General features: G+C 68.5%; 18 protein-coding genes. 10 read left to right on the top strand and 8 right to left on the bottom strand.

The window, feature by feature from the left end; all coding sequences use genetic code 11:
• The first annotated feature begins 26 nt into the window (after positions 1–26).
• From BX604_RS32505 to BX604_RS32495, 3 genes are all read left to right on the top strand, one after another.
• Positions 27–1310 (top strand): isoprenylcysteine carboxylmethyltransferase family protein, encoded by a 1284-nt coding sequence (locus BX604_RS32505; protein WP_098554879.1) that lies wholly within the window; start codon positions 27–29, stop codon positions 1308–1310.
• Positions 1311–1838: 528 nt separating this feature from the next.
• The gene (locus BX604_RS32500) at positions 1839–2516 is read left to right on the top strand and encodes a histone acetyltransferase (protein ID WP_257146484.1); all 678 of its coding nucleotides are present in this window, start codon (positions 1839–1841) and stop codon (positions 2514–2516) included.
• A 53-nt stretch (positions 2517–2569) separates the two neighbouring features.
• Positions 2570–3142, top strand: a complete 573-nt coding sequence (locus BX604_RS32495; RefSeq protein WP_098554878.1) for an NADPH-dependent FMN reductase — start codon at positions 2570–2572, stop codon at positions 3140–3142.
• Between the two features lie 9 nt (positions 3143–3151).
• Here BX604_RS32495 and BX604_RS32490 read toward each other — a convergent pair whose 3' ends face one another.
• The 5 genes from BX604_RS32490 to BX604_RS32470 form a co-directional block, all read right to left on the bottom strand.
• Positions 3152–3790, bottom strand: a complete 639-nt coding sequence (locus tag BX604_RS32490; RefSeq protein WP_098554877.1) for a DUF2894 domain-containing protein — start codon at positions 3788–3790, stop codon at positions 3152–3154.
• A complete protein-coding gene (locus tag BX604_RS32485; protein WP_096500022.1) occupies positions 3787–4431 on the bottom strand; it encodes an OmpA family protein in 645 nt (214 codons plus the stop codon). Before BX604_RS32485 ends, BX604_RS32490 begins: the two co-directional genes overlap by 4 nt.
• 3 nt (positions 4432–4434) lie before the next feature.
• Positions 4435–7722: a DUF802 domain-containing protein gene (locus BX604_RS32480; RefSeq protein ID WP_098554876.1), complete on the bottom strand. Its 3288-nt coding sequence runs from the start codon at positions 7720–7722 to the stop codon at positions 4435–4437.
• A gap of 10 nt (positions 7723–7732) precedes the next feature.
• Positions 7733–8494: a DUF3348 domain-containing protein gene (locus BX604_RS32475; protein ID WP_098554875.1), complete on the bottom strand. Its 762-nt coding sequence runs from the start codon at positions 8492–8494 to the stop codon at positions 7733–7735.
• A gap of 403 nt (positions 8495–8897) precedes the next feature.
• Positions 8898–9536, bottom strand: a complete 639-nt coding sequence (locus BX604_RS32470) for a LysE family translocator (RefSeq protein ID WP_098554874.1) — start codon at positions 9534–9536, stop codon at positions 8898–8900.
• Positions 9537–9688: 152 nt separating this feature from the next.
• Between BX604_RS32470 and BX604_RS32465 the strand changes: the two genes are divergently transcribed.
• Entirely contained in the window at positions 9689–10153 is a 465-nt protein-coding gene (locus tag BX604_RS32465) for a GNAT family N-acetyltransferase (RefSeq protein ID WP_098554873.1), read from the top strand.
• A gap of 8 nt (positions 10154–10161) precedes the next feature.
• On the top strand, positions 10162–10752 hold the full coding sequence (locus tag BX604_RS32460) for a hypothetical protein (protein WP_098555218.1): 591 nt from the start codon (positions 10162–10164) through the stop codon (positions 10750–10752).
• 85 nt (positions 10753–10837) lie between these two features.
• On the opposite strand, the gene dctA is transcribed toward BX604_RS32460, so the two are convergent.
• Positions 10838–12190: a C4-dicarboxylate transporter DctA gene (gene dctA / locus BX604_RS32455; RefSeq protein ID WP_098554872.1), complete on the bottom strand. Its 1353-nt coding sequence runs from the start codon at positions 12188–12190 to the stop codon at positions 10838–10840.
• 165 nt (positions 12191–12355) lie between these two features.
• Positions 12356–13522, bottom strand: coding sequence for a mandelate racemase/muconate lactonizing enzyme family protein (locus tag BX604_RS32450; RefSeq protein ID WP_098554871.1), 1167 nt, complete (start codon positions 13520–13522; stop codon positions 12356–12358).
• A gap of 129 nt (positions 13523–13651) precedes the next feature.
• Here BX604_RS32450 and BX604_RS32445 point away from each other — a divergent pair, with 129 nt between their 5' ends.
• Entirely contained in the window at positions 13652–14611 is a 960-nt protein-coding gene (locus BX604_RS32445; protein WP_098554870.1) for a LysR family transcriptional regulator, read from the top strand.
• A gap of 257 nt (positions 14612–14868) precedes the next feature.
• Positions 14869–16251 (top strand): FAD-containing oxidoreductase, encoded by a 1383-nt coding sequence (locus BX604_RS32440; RefSeq protein ID WP_098554869.1) that lies wholly within the window; start codon positions 14869–14871, stop codon positions 16249–16251.
• Positions 16252–16331: 80 nt separating this feature from the next.
• Here BX604_RS32440 and BX604_RS32435 read toward each other — a convergent pair whose 3' ends face one another.
• On the bottom strand, positions 16332–17225 hold the full coding sequence (locus BX604_RS32435; RefSeq protein WP_098554868.1) for an SDR family oxidoreductase: 894 nt from the start codon (positions 17223–17225) through the stop codon (positions 16332–16334).
• 96 nt (positions 17226–17321) lie between these two features.
• Here BX604_RS32435 and BX604_RS32430 point away from each other — a divergent pair, with 96 nt between their 5' ends.
• The 3 genes from BX604_RS32430 (at position 17322) to BX604_RS32420 (ending at position 20472) form a co-directional block, all read left to right on the top strand.
• Positions 17322–18191: a helix-turn-helix transcriptional regulator gene (locus BX604_RS32430; protein WP_098554867.1), complete on the top strand. Its 870-nt coding sequence runs from the start codon at positions 17322–17324 to the stop codon at positions 18189–18191.
• Positions 18192–18374: 183 nt separating this feature from the next.
• The gene (locus BX604_RS32425) at positions 18375–19604 is read left to right on the top strand and encodes a cyanate transporter (RefSeq protein ID WP_098554866.1); all 1230 of its coding nucleotides are present in this window, start codon (positions 18375–18377) and stop codon (positions 19602–19604) included.
• A 97-nt stretch (positions 19605–19701) separates the two neighbouring features.
• Positions 19702–20472 (top strand): ABC transporter substrate-binding protein, encoded by a 771-nt coding sequence (locus BX604_RS32420; RefSeq protein WP_098554865.1) that lies wholly within the window; start codon positions 19702–19704, stop codon positions 20470–20472.
• Positions 20473–20549: the final 77 nt, after the last annotated feature.

Genomic DNA, 20549 nt, shown 5'->3' with positions numbered 1-20549 from the left:
GCCGACATCCCGACGAGGATCCGATCATGAATTCCACGCTCGACGGCATCGCCGCGGTCCAGGACCGCCCGCCCCGTTCCGCCACGCCATTTCGCGCCGGCCTGCTCGGCATCACGGCCGGCCTCTTCGCGCTGTGGGTCACGCGCGACCACCCGACGCTCGACGCCGCCACGCGCGCGGTCATCGCGAGCCTCGCGATCATCGGCACGATCGCGCTGCACGAAATCTTCATCTCGCGCGTCTATCTGCGCCCGAGCGCCGGGCTGTCGCGGCAGGCCGTGCGCCCGCTCGCGCTGGCCCGCGTCACGACACGGCTCGGTGCGCTCGCGTCGATCTACGCCGGCATCGGCGCGATCTACTGGCTGCTGCCCGAGTATCACGGCGCGTTCTACCTGCCGTTCTGGTCGCTGCTGCGCTCGCTCGCGCCGTACGTGATCGTCGCCGCGCCGTTCTATTTCGCGTGGATGGATCGCCACCAGCGCGAGACCGACGACGCGTACCTGCTGTGGGGCCGCTTCCTGTTCCGCCGCGAGAAGCCCGCGAGCTGGCAATCGGTGCGCGAAATGCTCGCCGGCTGGGGCGTGAAGGCGTTCTTCCTGCCGCTGATGATCGTCTACCTGTCGAAGGACGCCGATCACCTGAGCGCGTCGCTCGCGCACGCGGTGAACGCGCCGATGACGCTCGCGACCTTCGTGTTCCTGTACGACCTGTCGTTCACGATGGACCTGATGTTCGGCACCGTCGGCTACCTGTGCACGTTCCGCATCCTCGACAGCCACGTGCGCACCGTCGAGCCGACCACGCTCGGCTGGGTCGCCGCGCTGATGTGCTACCAGCCGTTCTGGTCGCTGATCTCGAACAACTACATCCGCTACGAAGGCTCGCTGTTCTGGGACAACTGGCTGCTGTCCGCGCCGACGCTGCGCGTGATCTGGGGCGCGGTGATCATCCTGCTGCTGATGACCTACGCGCTGTCGACGATCTCGTTCGGGCTGCGTTTCTCGAACCTCACGAACCGCGGGATCATCACGTCGGGCCCGTACCGCTTCACGAAGCATCCGGCGTACATCACGAAGAACCTGTCGTACTGGATGGTGTCGGTGCCGTTCGTCGAGCCGCTCGGCTGGCAGGTCGCGCTCATGCATTGCGCAGGGCTGATCGCGGTCAACCTGATCTACTACACGCGGGCGAAGACCGAAGAACGCCATTTGATGCGCGATCCCGACTATCGCGCGTATGCGGAATGGATCGCGCAGCACGGGTTGTTCGCGCGGATCAGGCAGGCGTTCGGGCGGCAGCAGGCGGCGTGAGGCGCCGACCGGCGGCCGGATACCCGAATGGCCGGGAGGTCGACGCACGCGAATGACATCGCGTCGTCGCCCCCCTCGCGCGCCCGCAGGCGACATCGACATGCGCGCGCCGTTGCGGCCAATTGTCGCGAAACACCGTGATTCGCCGCCTTTCGTCGCTTTTCCCCGCCACCCCGGTTACCCGTCCCGTTCCCGTCGCGTATGGTGCTGACCGTCCGTGTGCACCTGCCGCGCGGCTACCGACCGTCGTCCCGCGCGACGGCCGTGCGGGCCCGGCCCGCCATCACCGTCTCCGCGACACCGCCGTTCGGCGTCGCGCATTCTTGAGGAGAGAGGCGTGATCCACAAAGTCCTGATCCTGTTCGCACTCTGCATCGCGGGCCTCGCCGCGATCGCCGCCGGTTTCCAGCACATCCCCAGCTGATTCGCGGCCCCGGCTCGCTTGCCGAGCCCGGGGGCCGCTGCCATTCCCTTTCCCCGTTGCGATGAACCCCTTTCTCGATGCGCCCGGGACGGGCGCCCTTTGCCATGCGTATCGACGTACAGCATTCCCAGCACGACATCGACGATGAACTCGACGCGCTCCATGCGCGTCTGCACCAGCCGGGCCATCGCCTGCACGATCTGCCAGCCGTCGCGCTCGGCGACTCCGGCCTGATCGTGCGCCACCGCGAGGCGGACGGCGAATACTTCCTTTACGTCGAAGATCCGTCGGTCCGGCAACTCGCCGGTTACACGATCTTCAACCGGCTCCCCGAGCTTCCGCGCCGCGCCGACCGCTACCTGCGCGCGCCGCATACGCGGCTGCGCGGCACCGCGCAACGCCGCGGCCTCGCGACGACCCTGTATCGGTGGGGACTCGACGCGGGCCTGTGCCTGATCAGCGGCGCGCGCCAGTCGGTCGGTGCGGCGCAATTGTGGCGCTCGCTCGCGCATGACTACCGGCACGGCTTCGTCGACGTCGAAGGCCGCGCGCTACGTTATCTCGGCGAGGCCGTTGAAAACGACGTGCACGACGCGCTGCATACGCGCAGGCTATTGCTCGGCAACGGCTGGACGCTCGGCGATCTGGCGCGCGCAACCGGGATGACGGACGTGGTCGTGGCCGGATGCGATTCGATGAAAGTGCCGCCGGCCCGACGTGAATGGCGTGACGCCCGCGGCGCTCGACACGCGCGTCACGCCGCGCCCGCACCGATGCGATAATCGGCCGATCCGCGCGACGCCGCCGCGCCTTCCGCCAACCGATACGCTCCTTGATGGCCACCGAATCCCGAACCCATGCCGAGCGCCGCATCGACATCGTCGCGCTGTGCGGCAGCCTGCGTGCGCAGTCGTACAACGCCGCGCTGCTCGACGCGGCCGCGCATGTCGCACCGCGCGGCATGCACATCACGCGTTTCGATCGCCTCGGCGAATTTCCGCTGTTCAATCCCGATGCCGAATTTCCGTCGCCGGCCGCGGTGCGCGACCTGATCGAGCGCCTGAACGCCGCCGACGGCGTGCTGATCGCGAGCCCGGAATACGCGCATGGCGTGACGGGCGTGATGAAGAATGCGCTGGACTGGGTCGTCGGATGCGAAGCCGTCGTGTACAAGCCGGTCGCGGTATTGAATGCGTCGCCGCGTGCGACGCATGCGGACGCGGCGCTGCGCGAGACGCTGTCGGTGATGTCGGCGTGCATCGTCGAACCTGCGTCGATCACGCTGCCGATCCTCGGCAGCCAGCTCGATGCGGCAGGCATCGCCGCGCATCCGCCGTTTGCATCGGCGCTGGCCGACGCATTGCACGCACTGCGCGCGGCGATCGACGCGCAGTCGCCACGCAACTGAAGACGCGCGTTATCGCGCCTTGGTGCGAGTGGTCTTGCGCGCCGGCTTCGCGGCCTTCGTCGCCTTCGCGCGCGGCGCTTCCTTCTCGGGTTGCGCGCCGCCGCCTGCCAGATCCTCGAGCCACGCGAGCGCGTCGATGTACGACAGGAATTGCTGCAGGTATTCCGGCGACAGCTCGCGCATCGTCGCGAGCGACCGGTGCACGAGGCTGTTCGAATTGAGCGGCCCCGCGTTGCGCGGCACCTGGTCGAGCGACTGGCGATACTGCTGTTCGGTGCGCACCTTCGACCACATCGTACGGAAGTAGTCGATCAGTTCGGGATCGAGCCCGCGCCGGTCGGCCTGCGCATCGCGCGCAAGACGCTCGACGAGGCCGCCGAGCGCGCCGCGCGGCGGCATCTGCACGGCAGCGGCTTGCGCACGCGCGCACGCAGTCGCCGCGTCATCGGCTCGCGCGACGATCTCCGCAAACCCCTCCAGCAGCGTTGCGAGACGCGCATCGAGCAACGCGCGCGCGTCACCGTCGAGCGCGGCCGCACGCTTCTCGAGCGCGTCGAGCCGATGGAAGCGCACCGGGTCGAGCCGGTCGGCGCCCTGCTCGCGCCATGCGTCGAGCGTTGCGCGAGCCTGCGTCGCATCGCCCGTCACTTCGCGCGCCCTCCGTTCGACGCGGTCTTGCGCGGCACCGGCGCGATTTCCACGCGGCGGTTCTTCGCACGGCCTTCATCGTCCGCGTTCGAGCTGACCGGCTGTTCGGAACCGAACGCGGCCGCGAACACCGACGACGCAGGCACGCCCGCGTCGATCAGCGCGCGCGTGACGGTCAGCGCACGCTTGGCCGACAGTTCCCAGTTGTCCGCGAACTGGCGGTTGCCGGCGTGCACCTGCTGGTCGTCGGCGAAACCGCTGATCATCAGGATCTCGTCGCGCGTCTTCAGGTACGTGGCGAGCGGCACGGCCAGCGTCTTCAGCAGATCGCTGCCCGCGGGCTGCAACTGATCGGAGTTCAGCGCGAACAGCACGTTGCCGCTGATGCCGATACGGCCGTTCACGAGCGTCACGCGGCCGGCCGCGAGCGGCCCGGCGAGCGCCTGTTCGAGCGACTTGCGCTGCTGCGCCTCCTGCTGGCGCGCACGCACGGCCTCCTCGAGCTTCGACGTGAGCTGCAACTGCATGCCGATCACGCCGACGAGGATCAGCACGAACGCGCCGAGCAGCACCGACATCAGGTCGGCGAACGCGGGCCACACCGGCGCGGAAGGGGCGCCGTCGTCGATTTCGTCGTGCATGCGTTACGCTCCGACCGATGCCCGCCGCCCGGCGAGATGCTGCAGGTCTTCGACGATCTGCTTCTGCGACATCATGCTCAGGTCGATCACCTCGCGCGCCTGCGCGACGTAGTACTCGAGCTGCTCGTCGCTGCGCGCGAGCGATTTCTCGAGCGCGGCCTCGATGCGCTGCAGATGGGTCAGCAGCTTGTCGTTCGACTCGCCGAATACCTGCACGGCAGCGCCGAACGCATCGCCGAGGCTCGCGACCTCGACGGCGCCCGCCGTGACCTGCGCGGCGACCGAGTCGAGCTTGCGCGTTTCGGCATCGACGGTGTCGTTGAAGCGCGCGCCGACGCGATCGAGCAGGTCGGCCGACGTGCTGACGAGCGCGTCGATCGCGGTGCGTTGCTCGGTCGACGCGTGGTTGACCGCGCCGAGCAGCGTTTCGAGCGTCGCCAGCAGGCGGCCGCGCTCCTCGAGCATCTCGGTGTCGCGCACCATGCTGTCGGACAGGCGCTGGCGCAGCTCGGCGACGACGTCGGCCGCGGCCTTCGGCGCTTCCGACGCAGCCTGCACGAGGCGCGAGATTTCGTTGATCGTGTCGCTCGCATGCACCTGAGCCTGCGCGGTGATGTCGTTCGCGGTGCGGGTCAGCGTGTCGCAGATGTCCTGCTGGCGCGTTGCAGCCTGTGCGCTCGTCTGCGCCCATTCGTCGCGCAGCGCGGCGGCCATCGCGGCAAGCGAGTCGTTCCACGCGGACAGACGCGCTTCGTCGCGCGTGGCCAGTTGCGCTTGCAGGACCGTGTGCGAATCGCGGATCGTCGACAGCAGGTCGTTCGAACGTTGCTCGAAGGTCGCCGCTTGCGTCGTCAGATCGCGTGTGGTCTGTGCAAGTGCGTCGCAGATTTCCTGCTGACGGCCGGCGCTGTGCACGCCCGCACGCTGCCATTCGTCGCCGAGCTTCGTCGCCATTTCCGCGAGCGACGCATTCCACGTCGACAGACGTTCTTCGTCGCGCGCCGCCAGTTGCGTTTGCAGACCGGTGTGCGAATCGCGGATCGTCGACAGCAGATCGTTCGAACGTTGCTCGAAGGTCGCCGCTTGCGTCGTCAGATCGCGCGTGGTCTGTGCGAGTGCGTCGCAGATTTCCTGCTGACGGCCGGCGCTGTGCACGCCCGCACGCTGCCATTCTTCACCGAGCTTCGTCGCCATTTCGCCAAGCGACGCATTCCACATCGACAGACGTTCTTCGTCGCGCGCCGCCAGTTGCGTTTGCAGACCGGTATGCGAATCGCGGATCGTCGACAGCAGATCGTTCGAGCGTTGCTCGAAGGTCGCCGCTTGCGTCGTCAGATCGCGCGTGGTTTGTGCGAGTGCGTCGCAGATTTCCTGCTGACGGCCTGCACTGTGTACGCCCGCACGCTGCCATTCGTCGCTGAGCTTCGTCGCCATTTCGCCGAGCGACGCATTCCACGTCGACAGACGTTCTTCGTCGCGCGCCGCCAGTTGCGTTTGTAGACCGGTATGTGAATCGCGGATCGTCGACAGCAGGTCGTTCGAGCGTTGCTCGAAGGTCGCCGCTTGCGTCGTCAGATCGCGCGTGGTTTGTGCGAGTGCGTCGCAGATTTCCTGCTGACGGCCTGCACTGTGCACACCGGCACGCTGCCATTCGTCGCCGAGCTTCGTCGCCATTTCCGCGAGCGACGCATTCCACGTCGACAGACGTGCTTCGTCGCGTGCGGCCAGTTGCGTTTGCAGACCGGTATGCGAATCGCGGATCGTCGACAGCAGATCGTTCGAGCGCTGTTCGAACGTCGCCGCCTGTGCGGTCAGATCGTGCGTGGTTTGCGCGAGTGCGTCGCAGATTTCCTGCTGACGGCCGGCGCTGTGCGCACCGGCGCGCTGCCACTCGTCGCCGAGCTTCTCGGCCATCGCGGCAAGCGAAGCGTTCCACGCGGACAGACGCGCTTCGTCGCGCGTGGCCAGTTGCGTCTGCAGGTCCGCATGCGAGTCGCGCATCGACGCGAGCGTCGCGCCCGAATGCCGCTCGAACGTCGCGGCGGCTTCACCCAGCGCGCGTGCATGCTGGCCGGCCAGCGTCTCGCCGACCTGCTCCTGGCGTGCAAGCGCATCGCGCCACGCATCCGACAAACGGGTTTCGGTCGATTCGAGGCGCGTCGCGACGCCGTCGAGCAGGTCCGTCGAACGCTGCGCGAAAGTGTCGGTGAACTGGCCGAGCGTCGTCTGCAACTGCTGCGCGACGGTATCGCCGGCCCGGCGCTGCTCGTCGATCGCGCGGTGCCAGACGGCCGTCACGTCGCCGGTGGTCTTCTCGAAGCCGTCCGTCAGCCCGTCGAGCTGGCGCTGCACGGCGCCGGTCACGGTGTCGCGCAGCGCGGCCATCTCCTGCGCGAGCCCGGTCATCGTCGCCGCGACGACCGGCTGCAACGCAGCCCCGGCCACGCGCGCGCTTTCGGCGGCGCTCTCCTTCAGCGCGTCGCCGACGTTCGAGGCGAGGCCCGCATACGCGCGCTCGGTGCGCTCGAAGAACGCCTGCTGGCTTTCGATCTGGCGGTCGTGCAGCGCAACGCTGCGCGCCTCGAGCGTCGTCATCATCGTCTGCAGCCGGTCGACCAGCGCCGGCATCACGTCGGCCTGGCGCTGCAGCAGCCGGAACGATTCGTCTCGCTGGTGCGCGGACGAATGCACGCGCAGGGTCGTCGCGATCTTCGCGTCGAGCTGCTGGCCCGCGTCGATCCGCTCGCGACGCACGAGCGCGGACAACAGGCCGAGCATCGCGGACGTCGCGACGCCGGCAATCGACGTGCCGAACGCGAACCCGAGCCCCTTCACCGGCGCGATCAGCGATGCGCGGATCGCGTCGAGATCGGTCGCGCTTTCGAGCGCGGCGCCCGTGCCCTTCAGCGTGACGACCATCCCGAGCAGCGTGCCGAGCATGCCGAGCAGCACGAGCAGGCCGACGAGATACGGCGTGAGCGCCGGGCCGGGCAGCGCGACGCGCGCGCCTTCGACGCGTGCACGCACGGCGCCGCGCAGGCCCGGGGGCAGCGTATCGAGCCACGTGTCGAGCTTCGCGGGCGGCTCGGTCAGGCCGGCCACCGCGCGCGACAGCGTGGCGGTCGCCTGGCGGTAGCGCTGCAGCTCCCACGCACCGGCGACGTAGCACGCGCCGATCAGCAGCGTGACGGCCGCCGCGAGCGGGTTCGACGCGGCATAACCGACACCGATCCAGCACACTGCGAGCAAACCGGCGATGAAGACAACGAGATCAAGACGAATTCTGGACATAGCGTATTGATTAGCAGGTACGAAGGGCCGCGAGCAGCCCGTCGACCGTTTGAAACCGGATTTCGAGTTCGGCGAGCAGGATGCTTTGCATCTCGTCGCGGAACGTGTCGAGCCACGTGCCGGGCACGATCGCCACGGCGGATGACGCATCGGCCACGGCCGCAGCATCGCCATCGGCGTCGGCCGCAGCTTGCGCATCGGCGAGCGCCTGCCGCTCCGCGTCGCGCAGCCGCTCGAAGCGCGTGCCGAGCAGCGCGGCCACGGCGGACAGCAGGCTGCGCTCGCGCGCGCCGAGCACGCGTTCCATGATCGCGTCGAGCGTCGCGAGCCGCGCCATGCCGGACGAGCGCGCGGCGAGCGCCACCCGCAGGCGGCCGCGCAACTGGCCGATCGCGGTCTCCATCTCCTGTTGCAGGGATAGACAACTCTGGCGGAAATCCGCGAAATCGGCCTTGTCGGCGGGCGGCGGCGGCATCTCGCCGGGTCGCCGCCGCGTGCGCGGGCGGTTGGCGGTCGTGATCGCCTGCGCGAGGTCGTGGCGCACGCGCGCGCAGTCGCGCTCGGCGTCGTAACCACGCACGCCGGCCGCGACGCCGGGCGGGCTCGCACTCAACGCGGACGACAACGTGATCGCGTCGGTCCAGCCGAGCCACTGGCTCAGGCGGTCCGATAGCGTCTGCCGGGATTCCGCGACGTCGGCATCGGTCAGGCGCGCGAGCAGCCGGACGAGCGTCGGACCGCTCAGCGCCGGGCGCGGGGGAGCTTGCACCATGCTGCAAACCGTCAAAAAAGGCAGCAGTTTACACGTCGTCGGGAGGTCGACCGCCAGAATCGGGGAAGCGGCCGGCTTCGGCACGCCGCGCAACGGGCGCGAACGCCCGCCGCACAAGGCTCACGGGCCGACGGCGAGGGATGCGGAGCATGCCGGCGCGATGCAGGCGGCGGCGCCGTCCGAAGCCGCTCCGCGCTCGCTCCGGTTCATGGCCGCCGGGCGGCGAACCGCGCCGGCGACGTTCACTGGCGGGCGGCTCCGTCCCCCGCGTGCGATGCCCTCGGGACACCCGCCGGGAGATCCGCCCCCGAGGCAGACCGCCGCCGCGCGAAGCTTGCCGGACGCGTCATCGGCCATGAAATGAAGCCGGGCGCCCGCCCGGCGATACCGCGGTCGCCGCCCGTCAGATCCCCACTTTCGGGGCGTTCAGGATCAGCCGCAGCCCGAGCAGCGTGATCGCGCCGGCCGCGACGCGGTCGACCCACTTCTTCGCGCGCAGGTAGAGTTCGCGCGGCCGGCGCGTGGAGAAGCACAGCGCGACGATCGTGTACCAGCCGAATTCGACGCCGAACACGAGCGGCGGCAGCGCCAGGTAGCACCACAGCGGCGGATGCTGCGGCAGGAGCGCCGCGAAGATGCTGCCGTACCAGATGGCCGTCTTGGGGTTGCTCAGCTGGGTCGTGAGGCCCGTCCAGAACGACTTGCGCGCGCTGCCGGCGACGACGGCCTGCGGATCGTCCATCGCGATCGGCCGGTCCGCGCCGCGCCAGATCTTCGACGCCATGTAGATCAGGTATGCGCCGCCCGCCACCTTGAGCCCCACATACAGCCATTCGACCGCCTGCAGCAGCGTGTAGAGCCCGGCCAGCGCGACGCCGCCGAATGCGATCCCGCCAATGCCCATGCCGAGCGCGGTGGCGAGCCCGTCGCGGCGCGACAGCCCGATCGAGTTGCGGGCCACCAGCACGAAGCTCGGGCCCGGAATCATCGCGCCGAGCCACAGCGCGGCCAGAATGGCGAGTACGGCAGCCGATGCAGTCATCGAAGTCTCCTGGGATGGCGACGCCGATGCGTCGGCGCCTGCGCGTCGTTTCCCGACGGTGAAGCCGATGATTCTGGCACGCTTCGCGGGCCGCCGAAAGCGCCAGCGCGCTGTTATGCTGGCTGCCGTTCCCGCCCTCCCGCTCCGCCGCCATGATCGAGATCCGCGCCGCCCGCTATCCGGACGATGCCGCCGCCGTCGAAGCAATCTTCCGCGAGTACATCGCGAGCCCCACCGTCAGCTTCGCGTTCCAGGACTACGAGCCCGAGCTCGCCGCGCTGCCGGGCAAGTACGCGGCGCCGCGCGGGCTGCTGCTGCTCGCGTGGAACGGCGAGCGCGCGGTCGGTTGCGCGGCGTTTCGCGAAATCGACGCGGCGACGTGCGAGATGAAACGCGTGTACGTGCGTCCCGAAGCGCGCGGACTGAACGTCGGCCGCCAGCTCGTCGAACGGCTGCTGCGCGATGCGAAGGCGGCCGGCTATGCGCGGATGTGTCTCGACGTGCTGCCCGAGTTCGTCGCTGCAAGGCAACTGTATGCATCGCTCGGCTTCACGAGCGCGCCGCCCGTCGCGTTCAATCCGGTGCCGGGCACCGAGTTTCTCGGCAAGGATCTGTGATGGGGGCGATGCGCGCGCCGGCCGCGGTGGTTCGCCGGACCCTCGTTGCGCTCGTCGCCGTGTGGGGGTGCCATGCGTACGCGGCCCCGCCACTGCCGCCGTCGGTCGCCGCGCAACTGCCGGCCGGCTACCTGCCGTTCGTCGCGCAGCCAGGGCCGGCGCTCGCCGACGGGCGGCACAGCCTGCTCGTCGTCGTGCATCGCGCGGTGGATACGCGCGAGCAGCCGTCGCCGCGCCCGTTGCTCATCTACGAGGAACAGGCCGACCACACGTACCGGCTCGCCGCGCGCAACGACAACGCGGTGCTCCACGCGAACGACGCGCTGCAGTGCGACCCGTTCGATCCGGAGGATGCCGCCGACGGCGGGATCGCGGTGAAGGGGCGCTATTTCACGGTGCAGAACGACGTTGCGTGCGGACAGCACTGGAGCGACTACGTGACGTTCCGCTACGACCCGCGCACGCAGGGCTGGGTGTTCGCCAGCCAGATCTACACCGAATCGTTCCCGCTCGAGCCCGACAAGCCCGATTTCGTCAGCGCGGTGCGCGCCGATGCGCGCAAGCCGGTGTCGTTCGGTCGGTGGCGGCGTAAGGAATAGAAACCTGCGCGCGGCAATCGGCGCGCGCGGGTTTCGTCATGGCCATGTTCGTGGGCGTGACACGTCGCGGCTAGCGGAAATTCGATTACATGCCGGGCGAGCTGGTCTGCGCGTGCCGCTCCGCAGCCGGCAGACCCGCGTCGTGCTCGTCCGGGGCGAGCGATTCCGAGCCGGCGCGACGCTCAAGAACGGCCCGGGCCTTGTCCAGGTCGAGCGCACCCTCCCAGCGCGCCACCACGATCGTCGCCACGCCGTTGCCGATCAAGTTCGTCACCGCGCGCGCCTCGTTCAGGAAGCGATCGACGCCGAGCAGCAGGACCAGGCCCGATACGGGCACCTGATGCATGGTCGACAAGGTTGCCGCCAGCGCAACGAAACCCGCGCCTGCCACCCCTGCCGAGCCCTTCGACGTCAGCAGCAGGACGCCGAGCAGCAGAAGCTGATCCCAGATCGACAGGTGAATGTTGAATGCCTGCGCGATGAACAGCGAGGCCATCGTCAGGTAGATCGCGGTGCCGTCGGCATTGAACGTATAGCCGGTGGGCAACACCATGCCGACGACCGGACGCGAGCAGCCCATGCGCTCCATCTTGAGCAGCATCTGCGGCAGCACGGCTTCCGTCGATGCGGTACCGAGCGTGATCAGGAGCTCGTCGCGGATATAACGCAGATATTTCCACAGCGACAATCCACACACCCGCATGACGAGGCCTAGCGCCACCGCGACGAACAGAATCGACGTGAGATACAGGCACAGCATCAGCTGTCCGAACTGTGCGAGCGTACCGATGCCGTACTTGGCGATGGTGAACGCCATCCCGCCGAATGCACCGGCGGGCGCGACGTACATCACGATGCGCACGACCCCGAACATCCCCTGCAGGAACATGTCGAGCATGTCGACGAGCGGCGCGGTACGCGGGCCGAGCTTCGCGAGCGCGATCGCAAAGATCACCGAGAAGAAGATGATCGGCAGGATCTCGCCGTTCGCGAAGGCACCGACGACGCTGCCCGGCACGATGCTCATCAGGAAATCGAGCGTGCCGTGATGTTGCGCCGCGTGCGTATAGCTGGCGATCGCGGCACTGTCGATCTTCGCCGGATCCGCGTTCATCCCGCTGCCCGGCCGGATCAGGTTGACGACTACCATCCCGACCACGAGCGCAACGGTGGACGCGGCCTCGAAATACAGCACCGCCTTGACGCCTACCCGGCCGGCTTCATGAAGATCGGTCATACGCGCGATGCCGACCACCACCGACGCAAAGATGATCGGTGCGAGCAGCATGCGAATCAGCTTGATGAACAGGTCGCCGAGCGGCTTGAGCTGGGCGCCGATGTCAGGATAGAAGTGCCCGACGAGAATGCCGGCAACGATGCCGATCAGAACCTGGACGTAGAGTTTGGAAAGCGATCTGCGAATGCGTGATGCCAGCATGACTGTCTCCTGTGCATGGCGTCCTTGTTTCGGAAAGCGCATGCGCGCCGGCGATGCAGCCGATCGCCCCGAACGCACACGCCGATTCCGCCTGCCCGATTGATTCTTGTATGAGTGATGTGACGCGGTGCGCCGGCGAGCATGCGGCGCACCGAGACTGCCCCGTTACGCGGACAGCCTCTGCATTTCCGCGTACAGGTCGGCCTTGCCTTCGAAGCCGATGCCCGGCAGATCCGGCATCGTGATGAAGCCGTTGTCGACCTTCACGCCGTCGGGGAAGCCGCCGTACGGCTGGAACAGGTCCGGATACGACTCGTTGCCGCCGAGGCCAAGGCCGGCCGCGATGTTGAGCGACATCTGGTGACCACCGTGCGGGATGCAGCGGCTCGGCGACCAGCCGTGCTGGCGCAGCATGTCCAGCGTGCGCAGATACTCGACGAGACCGTAGCTCAGCGCGCAGTCGAACTGCAGCCAGTCGCGGTCCGCGCGCATGCCGCCGTAGCGGATCAGGTTGCGCGCGTCCTGCATCGAGAACAGGTCCTCTCCCGTCGCCATCGGCTTGTCGTAGTAGTTGCGCAGCGTCGCCTGCAACTCGAAGTCGAGCGGGTCGCCCGGCTCCTCGTACCAGAACAGGTCGTATTGCGACAGCGCCTTCGCATACTGGATCGCGGTATCGAGATCGAAACGGCCGTTTGCGTCGACGGCGAGTTTCTGACCGTCGCCGAGCACGCTGAGGATCGAATCGATGCGGCGCAGGTCTTCGTCGAGCGATGCGCCGCCGATCTTCTTCTTCACGACCGTGTAGCCGCGGTCGATGTAGCTGCGCATCTCGTCCTTCAGCTTCTCGTGATCCTGGCCCGGATAGTAGTAGCCGCCCGCCGCATAGACGAAGATCTTGCGGTTCGGCTGGCCGTCGCCATAGCGGTCCGCCAGCAACTGGAACAACGGCTTGCTTTCGATCTTGGCCACCGCGTCCCACACCGCCATGTCGATCGTGCCGATCGCGACCGAGCGCTCGCCGTGGCCGCCCGGCTTCTCGTTGGTGAACATCGTCGCCCAGATCCGGTGCGGGTCGAGATTGTCGCCGGCATCGTCGACGAGCGAACTGGGGTCAGCCTCCAGAATGCGCGGAATGAAGCGCTCGCGCATGAGCTTGCCCTGGCCATAGCGGCCGTTCGAATTAAACCCGTAGCCAACCACCGGCTTGCCGTCGCGGATCACGTCGGTGATCACGGCGACGAGGCTCAGCGTCATCTTGCTGAAGTCGATGTAGGCGTTGCGGATCGGGGAACTGATCGGAACGGTTTGTTCGCGAATCTCGACGATTCTCATGACGGCGTCTCCTGGACTGACACGTTTGCGGGCTATCTCGATTGCATGCACGCGGCTGCAACGAGACGGAGCATAGTCCGCGGAGAGCACTCTATAATTCACCTTGATTCACTTCATTTTTTACCAAAAGTGAGAACTGATTCCACCTCCGACTTCGAGTTCTTCGTCCAGCTCGCCAAACTGAAGAGCCTGTCGGGCGCGGCCCGCTCGCTCGGCATCACGCCTCCCGCGGCAACCAAGCGGCTCGGCATTCTCGAAGACCGGTTCGGCAAGCGGCTCGTCAACCGGACCACCCGCAGCGTGAGCCTGACGCCGGAAGGCGAGATGTATGCGCGCTACGCCACGCAGATTCTCGATCAGGTGCGCGAGATGGAAGACGCGATCGCGGGCACGCCCGCGGATCCGCACGGGCGGCTGCGCATCAATGCGACGCTCGGCTTCGGGCGCACGACCATTGCACCGCTGGTGTCGGAATTCGCGAAGCGCTATCCGAACGTCGACGTCCAGTTCGTCGTCACCGATCGCCCGGTCGATCTGGTCGAAGGCGCCTTCGACATGGCCATCCGGTTCGGGGAGTTGCCGGACCAGCGCTTGCGGGCGCGTCGCCTGATGAGCAATCGGCGGTTCCTGTGCGCATCGCCGAAGTATCTCGAACGCCACGGTGTGCCGCAGCGCAAGGAGGACCTGGCGCATCACCGCTGCATCATCCATACGCAGAACGACGATGCGTTCGGCGTGTGGCGCTTCATGCAGGAGGATCATCTGGAAGCGCTGAAGGTCAGCGGCTCGCTGTCCAGCAACGACGGCGACATCGTGCTGCGCTGGGCGCTGGACGGTCACGGGATCCTGATCCGCTCGGAGTGGGATCTCGCCAAATACATCCAGAGCGGCAGGCTGCGTCTCGTGCTGCCGGCGGTCGTGCTGCCGTCCGCCGACCTGTTCGTCTACTACCCCGGGCAGCGCAACGAATCGACGCGCGCGCGTGCGTTCATCGACTTTCTCGTCAAACACTTCGAGGCGCCGTTCGTTCCGGTCGAGGTCGGCAAGGTGGCGCCGGAGCGCAAGCGATCCGGGCGATCGAAACCTTGACCCCCCCCCCGTCCCCGTTGCGCGTCCGCCCGTGGCGAGCCGATGCGGGGACACATCGCCGCCGCATTGCCGCGAAGCGGGAAGCCGCCCCGGCCAACCATGAATGCACGATGTTCCGTCTCGCGCGCATCCGTACAACTCGCCTCCCCCGGCCAACCGGTCTACCATAGGCGCTCGTCGCCGTTCAGGCGCGCGCCGGCGTGGCACGCGGCTTGCGCACGCCCCCTTCCCACGTTGAACCCGCGCAGGAGGACGTCATGACGCAACACTTCGACGCGATCGTCATCGGCACCGGGCAAGCCGGGCCGCCGCTCGCCGCGCGGCTCGCCGGCGCCGGCATGAAAGTCGCGATCGTCGAGCGCGGCCGCTTCGGCGGCACGTGCGTCAACACCGGCTGCATTCCGACCAAGACGCTGATCGCAAGCGCGTACGCCGCGCAGCTCGCACGGCGCGCCGAGGAATACGGCGTGTCGGTCGGCCCCGTGAGCGTCGACATGAAGGCCGTGAAGGCGCGCAAGGACCGGATCTCCGGCCGCTCGAACCACGGCGTCGAGCAATGGGTCCGCGGGCTCGACAACACGACCGTCTTCCAGGGCCATGCCCGCTTCGAACGCGCCAACGCGGTGCGTGTGGGCGACGCGCTGCTCGAGGCGGACCGCATCTTCATCAACGTCGGCGGGCGCGCGCAGATTCCGCAGATGCCGGGGCTCGACTCGGTGCCGTACCTGACCAATTCGACGATGATGGACGTCGACTTCCTGCCCGAACATCTCGTGATCATCGGCGGCAGCTACGTCGGGCTCGAATTCGGCCAGATGTATCGCCGCTTCGGCTCGCGGGTCACGATCGTCGAGAAGGGCTCACGGCTGATCCGTCGCGAGGACGAAGACGTGTCGCAGGCGGTGCGCGAGATTCTCGCGAACGAAGGCATCGACGTGCAGCTCGACGCAAACTGCCTGAACGCGCGGCGTGGCGGTAACGGCGACGGCGTCGTGGTCGGCCTCGACTGCACGGGCGGCGGCCGCGAAGTCGCGGGCTCGCATCTGCTGCTCGCGGTCGGCCGCGTGCCGAACACCGACGATCTCGGGCTCGAACGGGCCGGCGTCGCGACCGATACGCGCGGCTACATCACCGTCGACGAACAATTGCGCACCAGCGTGCCCGGCATCTGGGCGCTCGGCGACTGCAACGGGCGCGGCGCATTCACGCACACCGCATACAACGACTACGAGATCGTCGCGGCCAACCTGCTCGACAACGATCCGCGCAAGGTGTCCGACCGCATCACCGCGTACGCGATGTACGTCGACCCGCCGCTCGCCCGCATCGGCATGACGCTCGCGGAAGCGAAGCAGACCGGCCGCCGGCTGCTGGTCGGCACGCGCCCGATGACGCGCGTCGGCCGCGCGGTCGAGAAAGGCGAGAGCCAGGGCTTCATGAAGGTGATCGTCGACGCGGACAGTCACGCGATCCTCGGCGCGTCGATCCTCGGCGTGACGGGCGACGAGGTCATCCACGGAATGCTCGACGTGATGGCCGCGGGCGCGCCGTACACGACGATCAGCCGCGCGATGCACATCCACCCGACCGTGTCGGAGCTGGTACCGACCTTGCTGCAGGATCTGCATCCGGTCGAATGACGGCCGCGACAGGCCGGCCCGCATGCCGTGCAAGCGGGCCGTGCGGGCCGACCAGGACCGGTGGCCCGCGCGCGCCCCCGTCAGCCTTCGAAATACCGCGGCCGGTCGACGTCGGCGATCAGGCCCGGCTGCCGCGGCGCCCAGTCGAGCAGCGCACGCGTGCGCTCGCTCGTTGCGGGCGCATCCATTCCCGCGAACATCGCGAACCAGCCGAAGTGTTCGCCGGCCTGCTCCGCCGATTTCGCGACCACCGGGACGTCGAGCCTGCGGCCGATCACGGTCGCGATCTCGCGGAACGGCACCCCCGTATCGTCGACCGCGTGATAGCGCGCACCGGCCGCACCGCGTTCGACCGCGAGCCGGTACACGCGCGCCGCATCGAGCCGGTGCACGGCCGGCCAGCGGTTGCCGCCGTCGCCGATGTAGACCGATGCGCCCTTCTCCCGCGCGAAGGCAATCAGGCGCGGCACGAAGCCGTGATCGCCGTCGCCGTGCACGGACGGCGGCAGCCGCACGACCGACGCATGCACGCCGCGCGCGTGCAGCGCGACCGCCGTCGCCTCCGACGCACGCGGATAGACCGCCGACACCGGCACGTGCGGATCATCCTCGGTCGCCGCGCGGCCGGGTGCGACGAGCGCGAGGCCCGACGTCACGACCAGCGGGCGCGCCGAGCCCGCGAGCACCGCGCCGATCGTTTCGATCGCGCGGCGGTCGAGTTCGCAGTTTTCCGCGAAGCGCGAGAAGTCGTGATTGAATCCCGTGTGAATGACCGCGTCGGCGGCTTGCGCACCGCGCGTCAGGCTGTCGTGATCTTCCAGCGATCCGCGCTGGACATCGGCGCCCGCTGCCGCGACCGCCGCGGCAGCCGCGTCGGAGCGCGCGAGGCCGAGCACCGAATGCCCGGCCGCCAGCAACTCGGCGACGACCGCGGAACCGACGAACCCCGATGCTCCCGTAACAAAGACACGCATGTTCGGCACCTCCGGATGAATTGGAGGGCTTACTATCTGTCGTCCGCCGCGCGCGGTGAAGACGTGACGGTTTACCGGTAAACGAACTAACAGGCTATGGCAAACGCACCCGACAACCTGCTCGGCGCGTACCTTCGGGACCGCCGCGAGAAGCTCGATCCGGCGGCGCTCGGGCTGCCGACCGCGCGCCGCCGCACGCCGGGCCTGCGGCGCGAGGAAGTCGCGCAGCGCGCGCACGTGAGCGCCGCGTGGTACACGTGGCTCGAACAGGGGCGCGGCGGCGCGCCGTCCGCCGACGTGCTCGACCGGCTCGCCCGTGCGCTGCTGCTGAACGACGCGGAGCGCGAGCATCTGTTCCTGATCGGCCTCGGCCATCCGCCCGAAGTGCGCTACCACGCGAGCAGCGGCGTGACGCCGCGCCTGCAGCACGTGCTCGATTCGCTCGACGCGAGCCCCGCGATCGTGCGTACCGCGACGTGGGACGTCGTCGCATGGAACGACGCGGCAGCCGCGACGCTGACCGACTACGCGACGCTGCCGCCGCCCGCGCGCAACATCCTGCGGCTGATCTTCGTCGACGCCGGCGTGCGCGACGCGCAGTCGAACTGGGAGCGCGTCGCGCGGTTCGCGGTGGGCGCGTTTCGCGCCGACGTCGCACGCGGCGGCGCAACGCAAAGCGTGCAGGCGTTCGTCGACGAGATGCGCGCGACGAGCGCCGAATTCGACGCGATGTGGCGCGATCACGACATCCATTCGCATGACGAAGGCACGAAGGAAATCCGTCATCCGCAGGCCGGCCGGATCGCGCTCGACTACTCGGCGTTCTCGGTGACCGGCCGCCCGGACCTGAGCCTCGTGATCTTCACGCCCGTGTCGACGGCCGATCGTGCGCGGATCCGGACGCTCGTCGCGGCGCGAGCGCAGGCACAAGAACGGGCCCGCATATCGCCGGCGCCTGCCGCATAGCGCCGCGCGAAACCGCTCGCCGCACGCCCCGCGGGCCTCGCCCATCCGGCCCCGTCACACCGCGCGAATCCATCGCATTCCGCACTGATACCCAGTCGAATATTTAATTTTCCCCTGGCGAAGCGCGCCTTTACCCTTTCGGCATCGCATCACTGGGCCTGCGGCCCACCCTGGAGCACTCCGATGACCGACCCCGGCACCGCGCAAGCCGTTCCCCGCCCGCACGCGGCGTCCGTGTCCTATGGCGCGCTCGCGCTGCTGGTGCTGGCCGGCCTCAACCTGCGCCCTTTCCTGACCGCATTCGGCCCCGTGCTCGACCTCGTGCGCGCCGACACGGGCCTCGGCTTTCGCGCGGCCGCGCTGCTGACCACGCTGCCGTTCGTGCTGATGGGCGTCGTCGCCGGCATCGGCGTCGGGCTGGCGCGCCGCATCGGCGAACAGCGCGCGCTGACCGGCGCGCTGGCGCTGATCGCCATCGGTTGCACCGCCCGCCTGTGGGCGGACAGCACCGCCGGCCTGGTCGTCACGGCGATCGCCGCCGGCGCGGGCGTCGCGGTGGTCCAGTCGCTCGCGCCGGGCCTCGCGAAACGCTGGTTCGTCGACCGGCTGCCGCTCGCGATGGGCCTCTATTCGGCCGCGCTGGTCGGCGGCGGCGCATTCGGCGCGGTCGCGAGCCCGTGGCTCGCCGCGCACGGCGGCTGGCATCTGTCGCTGTCGGTGTGGGCCGTGCCCGCCCTCGTCACGCTCGCGCTGTGGCGCGCGAAGGCGCCGCACGATACCGCGGCCGCGGCCGCGGTATCGGCGCCCGTCACCGCGTTCGCGCGGATTCCGCGCGCATGGCAGCTCGCGCTGTTCTTCGGCCTGAGCAACAGCGGCTACGCAAGCCTGGTCGCGTGGCTGCCCGCGTTCTATCGCAGCGTCGGCATGAGCCCGCAGGCGAGCGGCAACCTGCTCGCATGGATGGCGCTGTTCCAGGCGACCGGCGCGCTCGCGATGCCGATGCTCGCGAAACGGGCGCGCGATCGCCGCCCGGTGCTGTGGCTCACGTTCGCGCTGCAGACGGCCGGCTTCGTCGGCTTCGCGACGATGCCCGCGCTCGCGCCGTGGGTGTGGGTCGCGAGCGTCGGCCTCGGGCTCGGCGGCTTCTTCTCGATGAGCCTGATCGTCACGCTCGACCACCTGCCGGACGCGCGGCTCGCGGGCGCGCTCGCCGCGTTCGTGCAGGGCGTCGGCTTCCTGACGGTCGCGTCGAGCCCCTGGCTGATCGGCTGGCTGCGCGACGTGGGCGGCGGCTTCGCGATCGCATGGTGGATGCACATCGGCGTGATCGCGGCGATGGCCGCGCTGAACGCGACGTTCGCCCCGGCCGGCTACCGGCGCAGCATGGCGCGCATCACCGGCGCGTCACACTGAACCGGATTCCCTGATACGGCCGGCCGCGGGCGGTCACGCCAAGCGGCCGCAGTTTCGCTTCACCTCAAACAAAACCAACCGGTAAATGGAGACAACCATGAAAAAGCTCGTCATGGCCGTTGCGCTCGCGCTGACGGCCGGCGCCGCGGCCGCGAAGAACCCCGCCGTCCTGCGCCTCGGCGTCGATCCCAGCTATGCGCCGTTCGAATCGCTCGCGCCCGACGGCAAGCTCGTCGGCTTCGACATCGATCTGGGCAACGCGATCTGCGAACGCATGAAGGTGCGCTGCGTGTGGGTCGAGAATGCGTTCGACGGGATGATTCCCGCGCTGAAGGCGCGCAAGTTCGACGGCGTGCTGTCGTCGATGAGCGTGACGGAGAAGCGCCTCGCGCAGATCGCGTTCACGGACAAGATCAACAACGTGCCGCCCCGGCTCGTCGCGCGGCGCGGCTCGAACCTGCAGCCGACACCCGCGTCGCTGGCCGGCAAGAGCGTCGGCGTCGAGCAGGGAACGACGCAGGAAACCTATGCGCGCACGTACTGGGAACCGAAGGGCGTGATCGTGCGCACGTACCAGACGCAGGATCTCGTCTATCAGGACCTGCTGTCGGGGCGGCTCGACGCGTCGCTGCAGTCGTCGGTACAGGCCGACCTCGGTTTCCTGAAGACGGCGAAGGGCGCGAACTTCGAATTCGCGGGGCCGGCGCTGCATGACCCGAAGACGCTGGGCGTCGGCTCGGCGATCGGCATGCGCAAGGACGACGACGCGCTGCGCACGCAGATCAACCAGGCGCTCGCGAGCCTGATTCAGGACGGGTCGTATCAGCGGATCGCGAAGAAGTATTTCTCGTTCGATATCTACAACTGACGCACGCGGACCGAAGACGCAAAGCTGTGTCGTGCGCGAATGCACGACACAGCTTCCTCGTTCGTCGTGTCAGGCAA

This window comes from Burkholderia sp. JKS000303 (assembly GCF_002563755.1).
GTDB lineage: Bacteria > Pseudomonadota > Gammaproteobacteria > Burkholderiales > Burkholderiaceae > Burkholderia > Burkholderia anthina_B.
This window is presented reverse-complemented; position numbering and strand designations above follow the sequence as displayed.